Genomic DNA, 16,758 nt, shown 5'->3' with positions numbered 1-16,758 from the left:
AAAACAAGTAACTCTCTGATATGTATGAAAATGAAGAAAGTACGTAATGTCACGAAAGGTGAGAAAACACGCCAACGACTGCTGGAGGTTTCAGCTGCGCTTTTTGCTGAGCACAGTTATCACGGCACCCGTGTGAGTGACATCGTCAGTGCTGCGGGTGTCACACAGCCCAGTTTTTATAGTTATTTCAAGACGAAAGATGAGATCTACCAGCTACTGCTGGACAAATTTGATGAGGAACTTGAGGAGCTGGTCGTTTCAATGCTGATTGATGCCTCCCTGCCTAAAGAGGATGTGCAGAAAAACATTACCGCCAGCTTCAGGAAATATCTCGACTTCTTCACCCATCACCATCACCTGACAAAAATCAGCATGTTTCAGCCGCCGCAGAGTGATGCCACACGCAACAAACTGCACAAATGGATTGTGCGCAACATGCATCTGGAACAACAGCGTGGTTTTTTCAGTCAGGAAATCTCGGTAGATGTGCTTGCCGGCTGCTATCTCGGCATACTGATCCAGACGCTACTTGAAGAGCCGGACGTCAGCGAGCTTGACGATATCAGCCACGAGCGCGGCAAGTTTCTCTATGGTGGCCTGACGTATAAAACCGCAAAGTAGCCACCTCCTCCCCTGAATGATTCTGGAGAGGTCGGCTACCCACCAGCTGGATTTTGCTATTTCTGCATGTTATACAGAGCAAAAACCAACGTACCCGTCACACAGGTTATCCGTCAGTAATAAATAATTGATGGGCTTGTTGTGGAGCTCTGGAGAGATAATGAAAAAATTGAACATCGCCTTTATCAAAGCCAGCTGGCACAAAGAGATTGTCGGCCAGGCATTAGAAGGCTTCCGTCAGGAGTTAACCCAGCAGAATATCGATGCTGAGATCAAAGTGCTGGATGTACCCGGTGCCTTTGAGATGCCATTACTCGCTAAACGACTGGCGGTGACGGGCAAATATGACGCCATCGTCTGCGCCGCGCTGGTGGTGGATGGCGGCATTTATCGCCATGATTTTGTCGCGCAGGCCGTGGTCGATGGACTGATGAATGTGCAGTTAAGCACCGATGTTCCGGTATTTTCCGTCTCACTGACGCCGCATAATTTCCAGCCTGCGGAAGAGTTTATTCAGTTTTATGAAAAGCACTTCGTTAAAAAAGGCGCAGAAGCTGCCCGCGCAGTGCTGGCGATTGCTAATTTGTCTATTGAGTAAAACCTGTCTTTGCGTTTCAGTATTCCTTCATAGTGGCGCGACAAATCGCGCCACTACTGCCCATATCCCTTTAAAATCAGGCAATTCAAGTTTTCAATCTTCATGCCGATAATATCTCCTTTAAAGAAAGAGAATGGCAATGAAAGGCTTTGCATTAAAAATCCCTCTGCTGGCAATGATGATATTCCTGCTTTCAGGGTGCGGCACTCTATTAGGCAGCAAGTTTTATGATGCTGAGGTTCATCCTGAGCGTTATAACGACACCCGGGAAAAATTTACCCCTTATACGAATAAAGTTATTCTCTCAGAGAACATCGATGGCAGCTTTAATTTCATTACTAATGGTATAGGCGTTTATCTTTTGGTCGCCGGCACAAGCCATTTCACTAAAGACAACGTACATGAAAGATTAAAACCGTTCTTCGACTTTCTGAAGTGGTCTCAATTGAAGGGTGCAGAGAGAAATGAACAAAGAACAGTTTATAACCAGATGCCAGAAATGAAGAAACGGCATATTGAGTTTCGCTACTTCCCCGATGGTGCCCCCGCTTTTGTTGATACTAACGATGGGAAAATGGCTTATGAAAAAGCGCTGTTCGATAATATCGCAGATTATTACAACACTGAACAGGTTATCAGATTAATATCGATTGCTTACACAGTGACGCATGCCAACATCGATAAATCCACTGATGAATAAAATCAAGGCCCAGCGACGGGGCGACCAGCTTTAATCCAGTGATCAACCTGCCGCAAAGTCAGACGATAACGTGCGCAATTGTGTACCTGCAGCACGCGCAGTTCATTAAGCAACAGCGTTCTGAACTGCGCTTGATCAGCAGGCTCGATGCCAGCAGATGCAATAACCTCTTCAATGTTGTGTCTTGCAACAACGATATCGCGAATGGCGCTATTTAAATCTTCCCGGTGCAGCAATCTGAACGGATCCGGCACACCCAGTGCGTCTAAAGTGGCTTTATATCGATTAATTGAGCGACGGTATAAATGCTCAAACAAGTCAACAGCCAGAGCGACATTACATTGCTCATAAATACCCATCATGGCGTAAGCGTAATCCGCCGCATCAGCATCAAGAAAAGACAAAGGTGCACTGTTATACATCATCAAAGGAATATTCGCTGCCAGTCGGCTTGTTCTTTTATTTCCGTCTTCAAACGGTTGCAGATAAGCCAGATTCACCCAAAGGAAAAAAGCCGACTCGACCGGATTTTTAACCTGACTGGACTTAATAATAATTTTTTCCAGCATCTCCTGAAGCAAAACGGGTGCTTGCAGGGGAATGTAAGTTGAACCACTAATATTAACAATTTTGCTTCTGATCGTACCCAATGCTTCGGTGTCTGGCAGAAGATCCTGCATCAGCATCGAATGTAAATTACCGATAACCGGTACAGTGAGCCCATATTCAGGAACAGCGTCCACAAGAAACTCAATGGCTTGCTTATGGTTAAGTAACATCACTGCATCAAAATCACGGGCTTCAGTCCCATTTCTGAAAAGCTCTTCTGTCGCCAGTAATGAATATGTATTTCCTTCCAGTTTTGATGAGGACCATGATAAATCAATCAGTAATTGCTCAAGGACTTTTCGGGCATAGGTACCGGAAGGATGCTGCCCTGCCATCTGCCCTTCAATTCGCAGGGTTTCTGCCAGAGCAGCCGGAAGCAAAGAAGTTTGATTGGGAATATAATCATCAACAAATGATCTCTGGTAGCCCGTAATATCCCTCGCTGCCACAGATGTCTGAAGGTAATTAAGTAATGCATGTGCTTCTAACGGGGTATTCGGGTATGTTGCTTCTTCCTCTTGGAGGCTCACTGCTACTGTACGAGTACCTGTGGTGTAGCGGGTTCCTCTGCCATTACCCACCCTTAATAAAACACCTTCACTCAGCAATGATTCGAGGTACCGCTTCACCGTTGATTTGCCAATATGAAGTGACTGTGCGAGTTCACCTGAACTTAGTGGGATTTTACTGCTGGCGACAATTGCCACAATCTCATCTTTCAAATCCATGAAATCCTCCAATGACGTCTTTTTTCCTGACCAGGAAAATTTACGGCCCAAGGCAAAGCTATTTACGGCCCATCTTACATGATATTTACGGCCCAAACAGGCTTTTTACGGCCCAAGGCCGAAGTTTTACGGCCCACAACAACAGGCCTGGCGTTACAACGCTGAACCTTATCGCTGTTCGGAACGGGAAGCAGACATGGCGCGGCTGCGGAACCGGATATACAGGCCAGATACCAGGGCCACCAGCGCGGTAAAGCTGAATACCGCGGACAAAGTGCCGGGGAAGTAACCCATAAACGCCGACAGAAACTGCCCGAGAAAAATCGCCATAGAGAGGCGGGCCAGATTTCTTCCCCGCTGGTCTGGGTTACTTAACTCAACAATCAGGTGATTGACCAGCGGCACCGAAAAACCAAAACCCAGCCCCAGCGCAATACCACCGAGGACAAAAACCGGCATCGAAGCTGCCAGTGCGAAGGTCAGATGCGCCAGCGTGTAAAAACCAAATGCAGCTGACAAGGTGGTGAAATCCCCCAGACGGCTGACAAGCTTTGGCATCAGCCAGGCACCGGCGACAGCAACCAGCGAAACAAAAGACAGAAAATATCCCGTCTGAGATTCAGTGACGCCCATGCCGTGCAAATGCAGAGGCAGCAGAACGATGGCGGTAAAGAACACAATCATGGAAAACAGCGCGGCGGCCCACGTCAGCACCATGGCTGCCGATGGACCTGCATCGTTGTTTCTCTCTGGCACTTCAGCCACCACCGCCCTGCCCGGGCGCGGCACAAAAACCAGCACCATCGCCAGCATCAGCCACGCAAACAGATACAGGCTGAAAGGCCAGCGCCAGCCCACCGCTGCCAGTAAGCCGCCGATGAACAGGAAAATCACCCCGCCCAGCTCAATCGACATCCCCTGACGGGCAATCATTTGCATACGCGCCGTGCCGTTATAAAACACCGATATCAGACCAGTACCCGCAGACATGATCAGCGCTGTCGCACCACCCAATAAAAAACGATCGGCAAAAACCGGTACATATCCCGACAGGAAAGCCCCGGCTCCCCCCAGCAAACCGTAGAGAAACAACCCGAGACAAAGGGCCATAAACACCCCTGCTTTTTCAATAAAACGCCCCGCCAGTGGGCCAAATACCACAACGCCCAGCGACGGAAGTGTGACCAGCCAGCTTTCAGCACCCTTAACACCCAAAGCGTCCGAGATGCCCGTCAGACCGGGAACAATGACGCATCCCACCATGATGGTCAGACAAGCGACGGCCAGCAGGACAACACCGCCAACCCGGTTAATCTGTTGCATGTAACATTCTCCAGATGACCATTATTTGGATAACATATCCATATTATGGATAGTATTCGTGTTATAGTCAGAGGATGTCAATGTGCAGAATGTAAACTGAAGCGGGGGGAGCAACCGATGGACAGTGATTCTGATAATGCAGGGTCCAAGGTTATCGCGCGGGCAGCACAGCTGCTCAGAGCCATTGAGGATGATCCTGATGGCGTCACCATTACCGCATTAGCGCGCCGAACGGGTATGCCTCGCAGTACGGTGCACCGTCTGGTCAGTGCGCTGGAGGCAGAACAGTTGCTGATGAACGGGGCGGGAAAGGTACGGGTAGGACCCGCACTGGCACGTATGGCTGCCTCTGCCCACATCGATGTCGTGTCGTTATCACGTCCGGCTATTGAGACACTTGGCAGGCGCACACGGGAAACAATCGACCTGAGCGTCTTCAGAGGATCTTACGCCCTGCTTGTCAGCCAGTTTGCTTCAGACCAGGAATTACGCGTGGTTTCCTCCGTGGGCACGGCGTTTCCCTGCCACTGTACCGCGCCAGGTAAAGCGCTGCTGGCAGCTCTGCCGGATGAACAGCTTGAACTGATGTACTCTGCAAAACCTGAAGTCAGAACCGCAAACTCACTCAGTTCCAGAGCGGCCATTTTGCAGGAGATGGAGAAAGTCCGGCGTCAGGGATTTGCCATTGATCTTGAAGAGCATGCTATGGGAGTTTGCGCCGTCAGCGTGGCAATCCACTCTTCTTTGAATGAACGCTATGCCGTGTCTGTCGCGGTTCCCGCTCTGCGATTCGAAGCCAGTCTCGATACCCTGCTGGCCTCACTCAGGCAATGCAAAGCGGAAATTGAAGAGTTATTGATGAGCTGAAATCTGAGTGATGGACGCCGGAAACGGGTCCATCACTCATCCTCATATTATTCAGCCAGCTGGCTTGCGACGGACATTTTGACGCTTTTCTGGTCTTTGGGGAAAAATACCGCGGCAATCAGGCTGATGGCCGAAACCGCAAACATATAATATCCCGGCGCAATAACACCCCATGAGTGAGAAAGCCAAGTCACAATAAACGGCGAGAATCCGCCAAAGGTCATGGTCGCGAGGTTGTAGCTGATCGAAAGCGAGGTCACCCGGCTTTCTACCGGGAACAGCAGTGTCAGCATGGTGGGCATGGTGGCAAACTGCCCCGCCAGACACACGCCCAGAATCAATTGCATGACAAACAAATTACCCGCATCCGGACTGGCGACCAGCCATTTGAACAGCGGCATTACCATCACAAAATAAGCGACAGTCGCGACAATAAACAGGCGTTTGCGGCCAATCTTATCTCCCAGCATGCCAAGCAACGGAATCAGGATGGCCATCATCACCACCACGGCAATCTGGATATTCAGCACCGTGCCAATAGACATTCCCAGTTGCTTGCTGGCAAAGGCTGGCATGTTGATCAGCAACACGTAAAAACTGACTGTGCCACTGACCACCAACCCGAATCCTTTCACAATATTCTTCACGTCATAGGTACGGGAAGCAGGCTGTTTTGCTTCTGCTTTTTTAGCGATGGCAAACTCTTCCGATTCCGCCAGGTTGTTGCGGATCCAGATCCCCACCGGGCAGATAATCAGCCCGACGGCAAAAGCGACACGCCAGCCCCAGCTATCGACGCTACCTTCCGGGAGTTTGAAGATAAAACCTGAGATCAGCGAGGCGAGGATAACAGCAAAACACTGCCCGAAGAGCTGCCACGAGCCATAATAGGTTCTTTTACTTTCGTCCGAACCTTCTACCAGATAGGAGGTGGAGCTGGCGTATTCACCCCCGGTCGCAAAGCCCTGAAGCAGGCGCGCAATGATCAGCAGAACAGGCGCGGCGATACCGATTTGATGATATGAAGGCGTAATGACGAAAATAAACACGGCGGCGAACATAATCCAGATAATTAACTGCAATGCCTGTTTACGACCATATTTATCAGCAAACATCCCTATTAATATCCCACCAATCGGTCGGGTAAAGAAACCCACACCAAAGGTCGCCAGGGAAACCATCAATGAGCTGTATTCATTTTCTAATGGAAAAAACTCGCGTGCAATGACGGCGGAAAAGAAACCATAAATAAGAAAGTCATACCATTCCAGAACGTTACCAATCGTCCCGGCGATAATCTTTTTACGATTAGCCATGTTAATCCCCTGCTTAATAATATGAATGAATGATCCCACTCACGCGACAAACTGAATGGTGGGCGGCAATGTGCTTGATTTTCCCTGCCATGCGCGCTCATACGCGTAAGCAAGCCGGAGAACATCCATATCGCACTGAGGTTTTCCAATAATTTGTATGCCTGTGGGCAATCCTGCGTCATTAAATCCGGCAGGGACGCTGGCGACCGGACAGCCGGATAAGCTGCCGTAGATAGTGACTTCCATCCAGCGGTGGTAGGTATCCATCTTTTTCCCGGCGATCTGCGTCGGCCAGTGGATGGCTTTATCGAACGGGAATACCTGGGCCGCCGGTAACACGAGATAATCAAACTCTGCAAAAAGCGACAGCATGGCGCGATAAAAGTCCGTTCGCACCGAGGCCGCTTGCATTAATTGCCCGGCACTCAGTGACAGACCGTTTTCTATTTCCCAGATAGCTTCCGGTTTCAGTAATTTTCTCTTTTCACTGTCGGAATAGAGGGGCAATAAAGCATGCGCCACCGATGCCTGTCTTAACTGACACCAGGCCTGCCAGACTTGCGTTAAATCACTATCCAGCGAGGCATTGGTAACATGACAACCAATGGCCGACAGCGTGCTGAGCGCATTGCCACACAATGGCAGGACACCCTCTTCAATCGACAAGTGGCCATCCAGGTCACCCAGCCAGCCGACCTTCAGCCCATGACAATCTGATTCCAGCGTGGCGGTGAATTCAGCACCATCCCCCTCCAGGGAAAGCGGTGCGCGGTTGTCCCGCCCCGCCTGCGTGGCCAGCAGCAGAGCAACATCCTGCACGCAGCGCCCCATCGGCCCTTCCGTCGCCATTTGGTTGAAATAAAGTTCGCTGGTTTCGCTGAGTGGCACGCGCCCCTGTGAGGGGCGAAAGCCATAGATATTGTTAAATGCAGCCGGATTGCGTAACGACCCCATCATATCGCTGCCATCGGCAACGGGTAGCATATACATGGCGAGCGCAGAGGCTGTTCCGCCACTACTCCCTCCCGCAGTCAGTTGGTGGTTCCAGGCATTCGCCGTCGCACCAAATACGCTGTTGTAAGTCTGCGATCCCAGTCCGAATTCAGGCGTGTTGGTTTTGCCAATCACAATCGCCCCCTGAGATTTAATGCGTTCAACAATCAGCGAGTCTTTTGACGGAATGTTATCGGCAAAGGCGGCACACCCCAGAGTGGTGGTGACCCCTTTGGTGAACGCGAGATCTTTAACCGCAAAGGGGAAGCCATGCAGCCAGCCCTGATAATCACCGCGCTGCAATGCCAGATCCTTTTCATCCGCTTCGGCAAAAAGTGCCTCTCTGCTGCGCAGGCTGATAATGGCATTGACGAGGGGATTGGTCCTGTCGATATGGTCGAGATAAATTTCCATCACCCTGCGGCAGGTGATCGCCTTGTTTTTTATCATTGCCGAAAGCTCAAAGGCATTGAGCAACAAAATATTCACTTCATCGCGCATCGTATCCCCTGTCTTTATTTACGTGAATTGCCAGTTCGTTAACAAAGAATAATCACAACAATGTTGCACTTTCAACATTTAACTGTGTGGATTTTTCGGCTTTATCAATGCCCATGAATGGGGCACCAATCAGGTGCGCAATATCTTAAATTTTCATCAATAAATTCATCATATTAAATCGAAATCACTTTCTGTCTTTTCTTCAATACGTGGTTAAGGCCTTCAATGATGCTCTCTTTAAGTGCGCCGCACTGGCGATGAAGCGCGACAACACAATAAAACATTACAAAACAACACGTTAATCAAAAATAATCTCTAAATATCAATACCTCATCACCCGTCAACGATTCTTAGTGTGAGAAAAACGCAGCCGCCATTAAACAGAACTTGATTAAAAAATAAATCCAACATAAAAATGTTGTACTTGCATCAAAAAGGAAAGTGAGATGATTTATAACAACGCATATCTTGAACGCCTGGAGGCGGGTCTCAGGCCGTTGCTCCCGCAGTGGGGGATAGATAAGGCAGCAGAATTGGCGCTGTTGACGTTCTCTGAAAACGCCACATTTCTGGTGAAAGAAATGGCCACCGCGCAGCGCCTGATCCTGCGCGCTCATCGCCCCGGCTGCAGTACACCGCAGGAGATCAACTCCGAGCTGGCCTGGCTCCATGCCGTGAAAGCACAAGGCGATATCAACGTTGCAGCCTCCATCGCCATGCTCAACGGTGAACACATTGCCGAATTGAAGGAGGGGAACACTTCTACCTGGGTAGTCGCTTTTGAGTTTATCCCTGGCAGTGAACCAAACAGTGAGGTGAATTTACATCACTGGTATCGGCGTCTGGGCCAGACAGCAGGCCATCTGCACCAGCATAGTCAGCAATGGCAACGACCGGAGAGTTTTACGCGCAGAACCTGGTGCCTGGAAACCATCATCGGTGCGCAGGGATTCTGGGGCGACTGGCGTGCAATGCATCCGTTTACGCCGGGTGAACGGGCTCTGCTGACGCAGGTTGAAGACGACATAAAACACAAGCTCGGGAATTATGGCCACGCTTCTGACCGTTTCGGGCTGGTTCACTGTGATATGCGACTGGCAAACCTGCTGGTTGCCGGAGACAAGCTGACCGTTATCGATTTTGATGATTGTGGCATCTGCTGGTACGGCTGGGATTTCGCCACGGCGGTGAGTTTTATCGAAGACGACGTTCGTCTGAGCGAATATTGCCAGGCCTGGGTGGCAGGCTATCGAACGGTACGCCAATTCTCATCCTGTGACGAGGAGATACTGCCGGTTCTGGTGATGCTGCGCCGTCTGCAGCTGACAGCGTGGATGAGCAGCCATGCGGAAACCCCGACAGCGCAACAACTGAGACCGGGCTGGGTGGAAAATACGCTCACACTGGGGAAAAAATACCTGGATAACCAGCTGATTAACCGTGAGACCTTGCAGGATGCCTGATATGACTATTAAAAAACCAATTCTGGGTCTCAACCGTTTCGAGCTGGATGGCAGTCAGCAGATTAATGAACAACTGCTGACCCAAATCGCCAGACGGCAGAATACACAGGGGGCCAGCTCAGTGCTGTTTTATCAGCAACCGATTGAGATGGTGAGCGCGCAGGGAACCTGGATGACCGATGCGCAAGGCAACCGTTATCTCGATATGTACAACAATGTGCCCAGTGTCGGCCACTGCCATCCCAGGGTGGTTGCAGCGATGGCAAAACAGGCCGGTGCGTTGAATACCAATACACGCTACCTGTTTTCGGTACTGGAGAATTATTCAGAAGCGCTGCTGGCGACATTCCCCTCACATCTCTCCAATATTGTTTTTACCTGCACCGGGAGCGAAAGCAATGATATCGCTCTGCGCATGGCACGCATGGTGAGTGGCAAACAAGGGATTATCGTCACTGAGAATGCCTATCACGGAAACACCACGGCGGTGATGGAGGTCTCACCATCCGGGCATCACTCCGGGCAACTGCCTGCCTATGTGCGGACGGTCCCGGCACCTGATGCCCGCACCCTGTTACCGGGCCAGACGCTTGCAGATAAATTTGCTGAGGATGTGCGCCTGGCGGCCGCATCACTTGATGAGGCCGGTTTTGGCTGCGCCGCTCTGCTGGTGGATACTATTTTTTCCAGCGATGGTGTGTTTGCCGATGACACCGGCTTTCTGGCAGGCGCGGTCAACGTTATTCAACAGCAGGGTGGACTGTTTATCGCTGATGAGGTCCAGCCCGGATTCGGCCGTACCGGTTCTCATTACTGGTGTTTCCAGCGGCATGGTATTCAGCCTGATATCGTTACTCTCGGTAAACCGATGGGGAACGGCTATCCCATGTCAGCGGTCATCACTCGTTCGGAAATCCTGGCACGGTTTAGCCAGCAGACCGAGTACTTCAACACCTTCGGCGGCAATCCGGTTGCGGCGGCGGTAGGCCTGAGTGTCCTGCAGGTTATTGCAGAAGAATCGTTGCTGAATAATGCCAGGGTTAATGGTGATTATCTGCGTCAGGGACTGCGTGCAATTGCGGCAGAGTTTGCGACGGTGTCACACATTCGCGGTGCCGGTTTATTTAATGCAGTTGAATTCACCCATCCGCAAAACGGACAACCCGATACCCAAATGACCCGTAGTGTCATTAACGCGCTCAGATATGAAGGGGTACTGATTGGGGCAGCGGGAGCCTATGGCAACAGTCTGAAAATTCGTTCACCGTTATGCTTCAGTGCCAATGATGCCGACTTTTTCTTAGACAAACTGATGAAGGTTTTGCGCCGATTGAGCAACGCCTGATATTGTGCCTGGTCACAGGATATCGGACATAGGATATACTCGATTGCCCTGTCGCCAGGCCATTTCAGCACATCTTTTTAAATGGGTTAATCAGCCAGTTATGTCGAAAAGAAAAGAGTTACGTCAGCAAAAAATTCTGGAAGAACTGGAAGCACTGCCAACCTTACGCATTGCTGATATGGCGCGTTCACATGCGGTTTCAACCGAAACTATCAGGCGCGATCTGGATGAACTGACGGAAAAAGGTTTGCTGAATCGCACCTATGGCGGTGCGGTGAGAGCCATGAATTCGGAACCGACGGTAACCGATCGCCATAAACTGTTTACCGAACAGCGTGAACATATCGCGCGGGAAACGGTGAAGTTTATCCGGGATGGCAAGCTGATGATGATCGGCTCAGGCGCGACCACTGTCCATATCGCCCGACGCATCGCCACCGAAATGCACGATATTACGGTAATCACCCATTCATTTGGCGTCGCAACAGTACTCTCAATCAATCCCACTATCAGGGTGATTGTGGCGCCGGGGGAGTACCTGGCATCAGAAGGTGCAATGACCGGGGCACAAACCTTACTTTTCCTGCGTCAGTTTACCGCAGATTACGCCATTATCGGGGCCAGCGGACTCTCCACCGCCGGACCGAGCGAAGCTATGATCGATTGCGGCACGGTTTTCAATGCGATGATCCTGCAATCTAATAAAACCGTTGTAGTGGCTGACCATTCTAAATTCGAACTGGCATTTCCTTATAATTACGTTGCCTGGCAGCGAGTCGATGCGCTGTTCACCGATGCCTTACCCCCTGAGCACTTTTCCCATGCGTTAACGAAGGAAAAAGTGGAGGTGTTTATCTGCAATGCGGCAAATCACGGGTGATTTGTCGGCCGGTAGCTTGTTAATCTTCACCCGTCATCTTTTTCATGACAGCTCTGACCGCAGCATCGATCTCTGCCTGTACCTCAGCGGAGATACGGGAGAACTCGTAGGTGACCAGGCGTTTTTCGGCATCGATCTTTTTACGGGCAAATTGTTTTTTGTCCTTAAAGACGGCCAGATTTTCTGCGACAGGTTTTTTGCCCGGTTTTGGTGTTTTCAGGCGGCTGCTTTCCGCCCGGAAGAACCCAATAATTTTGGCTTTTGTGACAGGGTCATCAATATCAATATCGTCATGCTTTTCGATGCGCTCACGCACACCCGCAACAATCTCGCTGATATCAATTTTTTTGGCTTTCGCTTTGTCAGCGACGTCGAGCAGGAACTGATAATCGACGATGGCAAGATCACTGAGCGAAGGAAAAACGCTGATCATCTCATCAGGCACTGACGCCGCCTGAAGTGCACGCGTGATTTTCGCAGGAGATAACGCTTCCGCCCTCGCAATCTCCGTCTGGCTCATATCACTGGGATACATCAGTTCCAGACGTTTACCCAGCTCACGCAAGGTATGTTCTTTCGCGGTCTGGATATCAACGGCCAACTGACGGGCATCGGCGAGATCCAGCTCATCTTTGGTCACCAGCACTTCAAAGGGTGTACCGTTATAGATACATGCCGCACGACGACGCGAGCCATCAAGAATTTCAATGCGATCATCCACTTCCCTGCCAATTGCAGGGAAAAATTGTTGCAGCGTTATCGTACGGGAGATATCAGCCACGGACTCTTCAGTCAGCAGTGACTGATCACGTCCGTTAACCGAGGAGTCGATATAGGTCTGCGTCTCAATATCATCATGCAGCACCTTTGTGAGTACAAACCGGGCTTCTTTTCCAGACTTGAGTACGAATACACGAGCGCCTTCGTTTTCACTCAGCATCTTAGAGAAGTTTGAGTTCCCTAATGTACGCCCCATTTTCTTCATGACTTTGGTCATTTAATTCCCCTCACAAATTCGATCCTTTTAAACACCGCCTGAGTGAATCTCTCCGCCTCTCGCTTGGCATTCTTCAGTGCTTCGGCGCTGCCTGGATAAGATTGTGGGTCAGCACTTACTATCGTGTCAAAGGTCTCACCACAACGCTCGAAACCATCAAGACGCGGCAAAGCGGCATCAAGGATGTAGGATGTAAATACATCCCGCGCCAGGCCATGGGTCATTTCGTGATCACGCTTAGTGGTCATTTTGGACATGAAACCAATGTTGCCTTTAATGCGCGGATTGATCCCCTCCTCTTCCAGTTGCTCGAGCATCTCTGGAAGACGCGTCAGATATTTAAGCGTGGAGTGGAAATCCACCTGCGCTGGCGGCGTTGGCGTTAGAAGCAGGTCACTCGCGGCGATAGCGTTAAGCATGAAAGCATCTAAATGCGGTCCGGTATCAACGAAGATGAAGTCGTAATCATTACCCACACGGTCAATGATATTGCGGCGCAGCACCTCTGAAGGCAGGACACCAGGCAGATGTTCGCGTACTAAGTCATTCCACTGACTGGCGACAAAGCCATCGTCGATTGAGGCGGGAATGATATCAACACCAGGAATGATGGTCGGTTGAATGATGTCACGGTGCAGCTGATCCGCATCAAGATCGTTCAGCATGGCCTGAGCAGCCGTTTCCATGATTGAACCGATACTGTTGGTATGGTTCAGGAACATGGTGCTGGAAGCCTGCGGGTCAAGATCGATGACAAGGTTACGCAGATCATACTGCAGCAGATCCGGGTGTACGCGCAGCCCATGGGCCAGGGTTACTGTACTGACGGTCTTCGACACCCCACCCTTCAGGTTCACCACGAAAATCACAAAAGGGCCTTTCCCTTCATGAATATCGCGATACTTAGGCACCTTGCGATGCGCATAGATATCAACAACATCCTGAACAGTCAGCGCGTAATGCCTGGCGTTACCGGCATCCTTTTTGCCAAACTCATGACCAGCAGCTTCCATCTCATCGATCGCCTGCTCTACAGCGCGGCGGCTGAGCTTAGGCATATTGGCAACGGAATTTCGGGTAAAGGTCTGATAGTAACGATCGAGGCCGAACTCATGACGCTTATCAACTATGTCGTCACTCATACTGCGCAGCATTGCATTCGCTCTGCGGGCAGTCTCGTCCACGCCACCGTAGTTACTTTTCATACCCTTACTCCATTGGCAAAATTTTCCCTAAGTGTACATGGCATTTTGCTACGTGCAAGATTTTTCGTTTTTCAGATAAAAGTTGTACGAGCGCAAGCAACCTGCACACATCCTGGACAAATATCTTACGGCAAACGGAGCGGCCTGCTCAAAGAACCGTACGGGTTTAATGATCCAGCTGTGATCACGGCACAGGATTGGTGAATTTTGAGGCAAAGGTTACCTGTCGTATGCGAGGTCTGTTCCGAAAACACGTCGTTATTTTCTGATGATGCTTGTTACTTCTCTTTAAAAATCTAGTATATTCATAGATATATTTACAATGTGAGCACTTACAAACATTTTCATCTCCCTGAAAGAGTTATCGGTCATATGCTGGTATCGTGACGTGACAGGATCACAAAATGGATCCTGCCACTCTTTTCTCTCAGTAAAACGAAATAATGGGTAAAAGGTTTGCCGTCGTATGCTCGCATTCGCTTCTCAGTGCACTTCTGCAGAAAATCAGCTGCTCGCCCCTCCCTACAAACCTGACCAGTTGCCAGGGAAGCGCCCTCCCCCGAAAAAGTTATCGGTCGTATGCACGATTCTCTTTCTCTTATTTATCAATGGAGTAGTTAACTTCCAACTTATTAGGTTTCCAGTCATATGCTAAAAGTTATCTGTCATATGCAAACAATGTCAGAAAATACGCGTGCTGGAAATTTACTCAATGGATCAAATTACGATCAAGTTAGGTTATCGGTCGTATGCAAAAAGTTATCCGTCATATGCCGGACCCAGGTTAGGTTCCTTTGATCGCTGGCAGAATGAACATTTATCTGGAGGAGAAGGTTGCCAATCAGATGCAAAGGTTGTCGGTCGTATGCAGTGGTTTCCGGTCATATGCCAGATACCCGATATAACCCGGGCGAGGTAATCCGCTGTTTTAAGGGATAAAGATCAGGAAAGGTTTGCAGTCAGATGCTCTAAAGTTATCGGTCATATGCTCATTTATTGCAACGGGTATGCGATTGAGTACTGTGAATCCCATAAACTCATCAAAAGAGAAATTGTTTTATATCATATGGTTAATCTAAATAAATGGGTTTCCATTCCCCCAGGATTAGCCAAAGGTTATCAGCCATATGCAGATATGCTGTTGAAGACTATTCCAATATTAGAAAGTTATCAGTCGTATGCTATGAGATGCTTAGAGATGTGAAAGGTTATCGGTCGTATGCTGGAAGGAGCGACACACACAGAGTGAATTCAGGCTGACGAACCTGAACACAGGGGGAATTTAGATGTTTGGCAGGAAACTGCTTATTCATAACTTACTGAATAAGCAGAGTAAAATAGAAAGGTTTCCTGTCGTATGCAGGTTGGGTTACCACTGATGTGAAGTACGCCTTAGTTCGAATCGAGGCTGATGAGGATCTTCGCTATCTCTTCCTCTGTGAAACCGGAATCCTTTAACTTACTGATCTTTGAAATCATCGCTTCATCGACAATCTGTGGCTCATCGTGAGTCGATCTATCGATCTTTAATGACTTATCCGGGATCAGGTTTGGATTACGCTTCGTGATATTGAAATAAACCGACCTGCCCCGCTTGGTTTCTGTGTATTCGAGGTAGTTAATTTCCTTCAGCTCTTCCAGTGCCTTACGGACGATATGGTTCTGGTAAGCAATACGCGATTTCAGCCTCAAACGTTCTCTAAGGCGTTTCATAGAGACCGGGGCAGGATTCCTGGGAAGGCTTTCAATAAACGTGTAGAGAGCCTGTGCGGACTCTTTACGGGGCAAATGGTCGATAGCTTTGAGTCGCAGGTAGACCTTGTAATCCATCTGATAAAGGTCAGCCAGCCGATGATCGCCCTCGATCTCTACTTCGTTCTTCGCCATGTTGTAATGGGCGCTGTTCACCAGGCCGGTGGTAAGCGAGCCGGTATCATTACGGAACTGGATGGTCACACCGCGCAGGCGCATCAGGGAGTCATCAATGCGCTTCTTCATGTCTTTATTCGAACGCTTCGAGTCAAAGCCACAGTTCTGCAGGAATTTAGTGAATGGCAGCTTCAGCTTGCCTGCAAACGTGCCGTTGTCGTAGATCGAACGGATGATGCCCAGCCAGACCCTGAAATCCGTTGCCATATCGAGTCGTTCAGAGCGAATGGAGATATCTTTGTACCCTTCCCTCTTCACCACTTCTAAATGATAAAGATCTTCGGTCGCATCAACAGTAGACTTAACGGTGTTGACGGAGCCTTTTGCTTTTGCATGATCGGTATTGGGAACAAACAATCCCAGTCGCATCAGGGCAACCGGCTGCACTGTTGCAGTTGACGAGGGGTTTAAGTGGACAACTTCACCCGTTTTTTTATTTACCTCGTCGGTCATACTGTCTAAGTCATTGACTTTCTTAGCCATAAACAAGATCCGCTTATCAACAGTTAAATTTGCCGCTGCATATAACCGATAACCTTACCAGCATATGAGTGGAAATCAAAGAGCACACGACAGATAACCCTTTGCATATAAACAGAAACTTTCTGCATCTGACTGGAAACCTTTTGCATATAACTGATAACCTTAAACTATCCTGGAGCCAGTCATATCAAGGCCTGCAG

General features: G+C 49.5%; 14 protein-coding genes. 7 read left to right on the top strand and 7 right to left on the bottom strand.

Translation table 11 applies throughout. The features are described from left to right. Positions 1-30: 30 nt before the first annotated feature. From AC6I8X_RS25330 to AC6I8X_RS25320, 3 genes are all read left to right on the top strand, one after another. Positions 31-621, top strand: a complete 591-nt coding sequence (locus AC6I8X_RS25330; RefSeq protein ID WP_313683650.1) for a TetR/AcrR family transcriptional regulator — start codon at positions 31-33, stop codon at positions 619-621. 160 nt (positions 622-781) lie between these two features. Continuing rightward, positions 782-1,219 carry a 6,7-dimethyl-8-ribityllumazine synthase gene (locus AC6I8X_RS25325; RefSeq protein ID WP_084879286.1) on the top strand — a complete coding sequence of 146 codons (438 nt, stop codon included), beginning with the start codon at positions 782-784 and terminating at the stop codon, positions 1,217-1,219. Positions 1,220-1,358: 139 nt separating this feature from the next. Next, the gene (locus tag AC6I8X_RS25320; RefSeq protein ID WP_313683649.1) at positions 1,359-1,919 is read left to right on the top strand and encodes a hypothetical protein; all 561 of its coding nucleotides are present in this window, start codon (positions 1,359-1,361) and stop codon (positions 1,917-1,919) included. 2 nt (positions 1,920-1,921) lie between these two features. On the opposite strand, the gene AC6I8X_RS25315 is transcribed toward AC6I8X_RS25320, so the two are convergent. Both AC6I8X_RS25315 and AC6I8X_RS25310 read right to left on the bottom strand, forming a co-directional pair. Next, positions 1,922-3,256 (bottom strand): Fic family protein, encoded by a 1,335-nt coding sequence (locus AC6I8X_RS25315; protein ID WP_497841837.1) that lies wholly within the window; start codon positions 3,254-3,256, stop codon positions 1,922-1,924. A 168-nt stretch (positions 3,257-3,424) separates the two neighbouring features. Further along, the gene (locus AC6I8X_RS25310; RefSeq protein ID WP_497841836.1) at positions 3,425-4,579 is read right to left on the bottom strand and encodes an MFS transporter; all 1,155 of its coding nucleotides are present in this window, start codon (positions 4,577-4,579) and stop codon (positions 3,425-3,427) included. Between the two features lie 117 nt (positions 4,580-4,696). Between AC6I8X_RS25310 and AC6I8X_RS25305 the strand changes: the two genes are divergently transcribed. Continuing rightward, complete coding sequence (locus AC6I8X_RS25305) at positions 4,697-5,446, top strand: IclR family transcriptional regulator (protein ID WP_497841835.1); 750 nt, start codon at positions 4,697-4,699, stop codon at positions 5,444-5,446. Between the two features lie 47 nt (positions 5,447-5,493). On the opposite strand, the gene AC6I8X_RS25300 is transcribed toward AC6I8X_RS25305, so the two are convergent. Together AC6I8X_RS25300 and AC6I8X_RS25295 are read right to left on the bottom strand one after the other, a co-directional pair. Then, positions 5,494-6,762, bottom strand: a complete 1,269-nt coding sequence (locus AC6I8X_RS25300; RefSeq protein WP_313683645.1) for an MFS transporter — start codon at positions 6,760-6,762, stop codon at positions 5,494-5,496. A gap of 39 nt (positions 6,763-6,801) precedes the next feature. Then, positions 6,802-8,256 (bottom strand): amidase, encoded by a 1,455-nt coding sequence (locus AC6I8X_RS25295; RefSeq protein ID WP_497841834.1) that lies wholly within the window; start codon positions 8,254-8,256, stop codon positions 6,802-6,804. Positions 8,257-8,702: 446 nt separating this feature from the next. Between AC6I8X_RS25295 and AC6I8X_RS25290 the strand changes: the two genes are divergently transcribed. From AC6I8X_RS25290 to AC6I8X_RS25280, 3 genes are all read left to right on the top strand, one after another. After that, positions 8,703-9,719, top strand: coding sequence for a phosphotransferase enzyme family protein (locus AC6I8X_RS25290; RefSeq protein ID WP_497841833.1), 1,017 nt, complete (start codon positions 8,703-8,705; stop codon positions 9,717-9,719). Between the two features lies 1 nt (position 9,720). Beyond that, positions 9,721-11,064: an aspartate aminotransferase family protein gene (locus tag AC6I8X_RS25285; RefSeq protein WP_497841832.1), complete on the top strand. Its 1,344-nt coding sequence runs from the start codon at positions 9,721-9,723 to the stop codon at positions 11,062-11,064. Between the two features lie 100 nt (positions 11,065-11,164). Then, entirely contained in the window at positions 11,165-11,944 is a 780-nt protein-coding gene (locus AC6I8X_RS25280; protein WP_497841831.1) for a DeoR/GlpR family DNA-binding transcription regulator, read from the top strand. Positions 11,945-11,963: 19 nt separating this feature from the next. Here AC6I8X_RS25280 and AC6I8X_RS25275 read toward each other — a convergent pair whose 3' ends face one another. The 3 genes from AC6I8X_RS25275 to AC6I8X_RS25265 all read right to left on the bottom strand — a co-directional run bounded on the left by AC6I8X_RS25275 (position 11,964) and on the right by AC6I8X_RS25265 (position 16,558). Continuing rightward, positions 11,964-12,941, bottom strand: coding sequence for a ParB family protein (locus AC6I8X_RS25275; RefSeq protein ID WP_313683640.1), 978 nt, complete (start codon positions 12,939-12,941; stop codon positions 11,964-11,966). Beyond that, the gene (locus AC6I8X_RS25270) at positions 12,938-14,146 is read right to left on the bottom strand and encodes an AAA family ATPase (protein ID WP_299451799.1); all 1,209 of its coding nucleotides are present in this window, start codon (positions 14,144-14,146) and stop codon (positions 12,938-12,940) included. The genes AC6I8X_RS25275 and AC6I8X_RS25270 overlap by 4 nt, the downstream gene beginning before the upstream one ends. 1,392 nt (positions 14,147-15,538) lie before the next feature. Then, positions 15,539-16,558, bottom strand: a complete 1,020-nt coding sequence (locus tag AC6I8X_RS25265; RefSeq protein ID WP_084879274.1) for a RepB family plasmid replication initiator protein — start codon at positions 16,556-16,558, stop codon at positions 15,539-15,541. Positions 16,559-16,758: the final 200 nt, after the last annotated feature.

Source organism: Pantoea sp. X-Soil-TKNS-1280 (assembly GCF_059730475.1).
The sequence above is the reverse complement of the archived record's forward strand: the minus strand, read 5'-3'. Positions and strand labels throughout refer to the sequence as shown.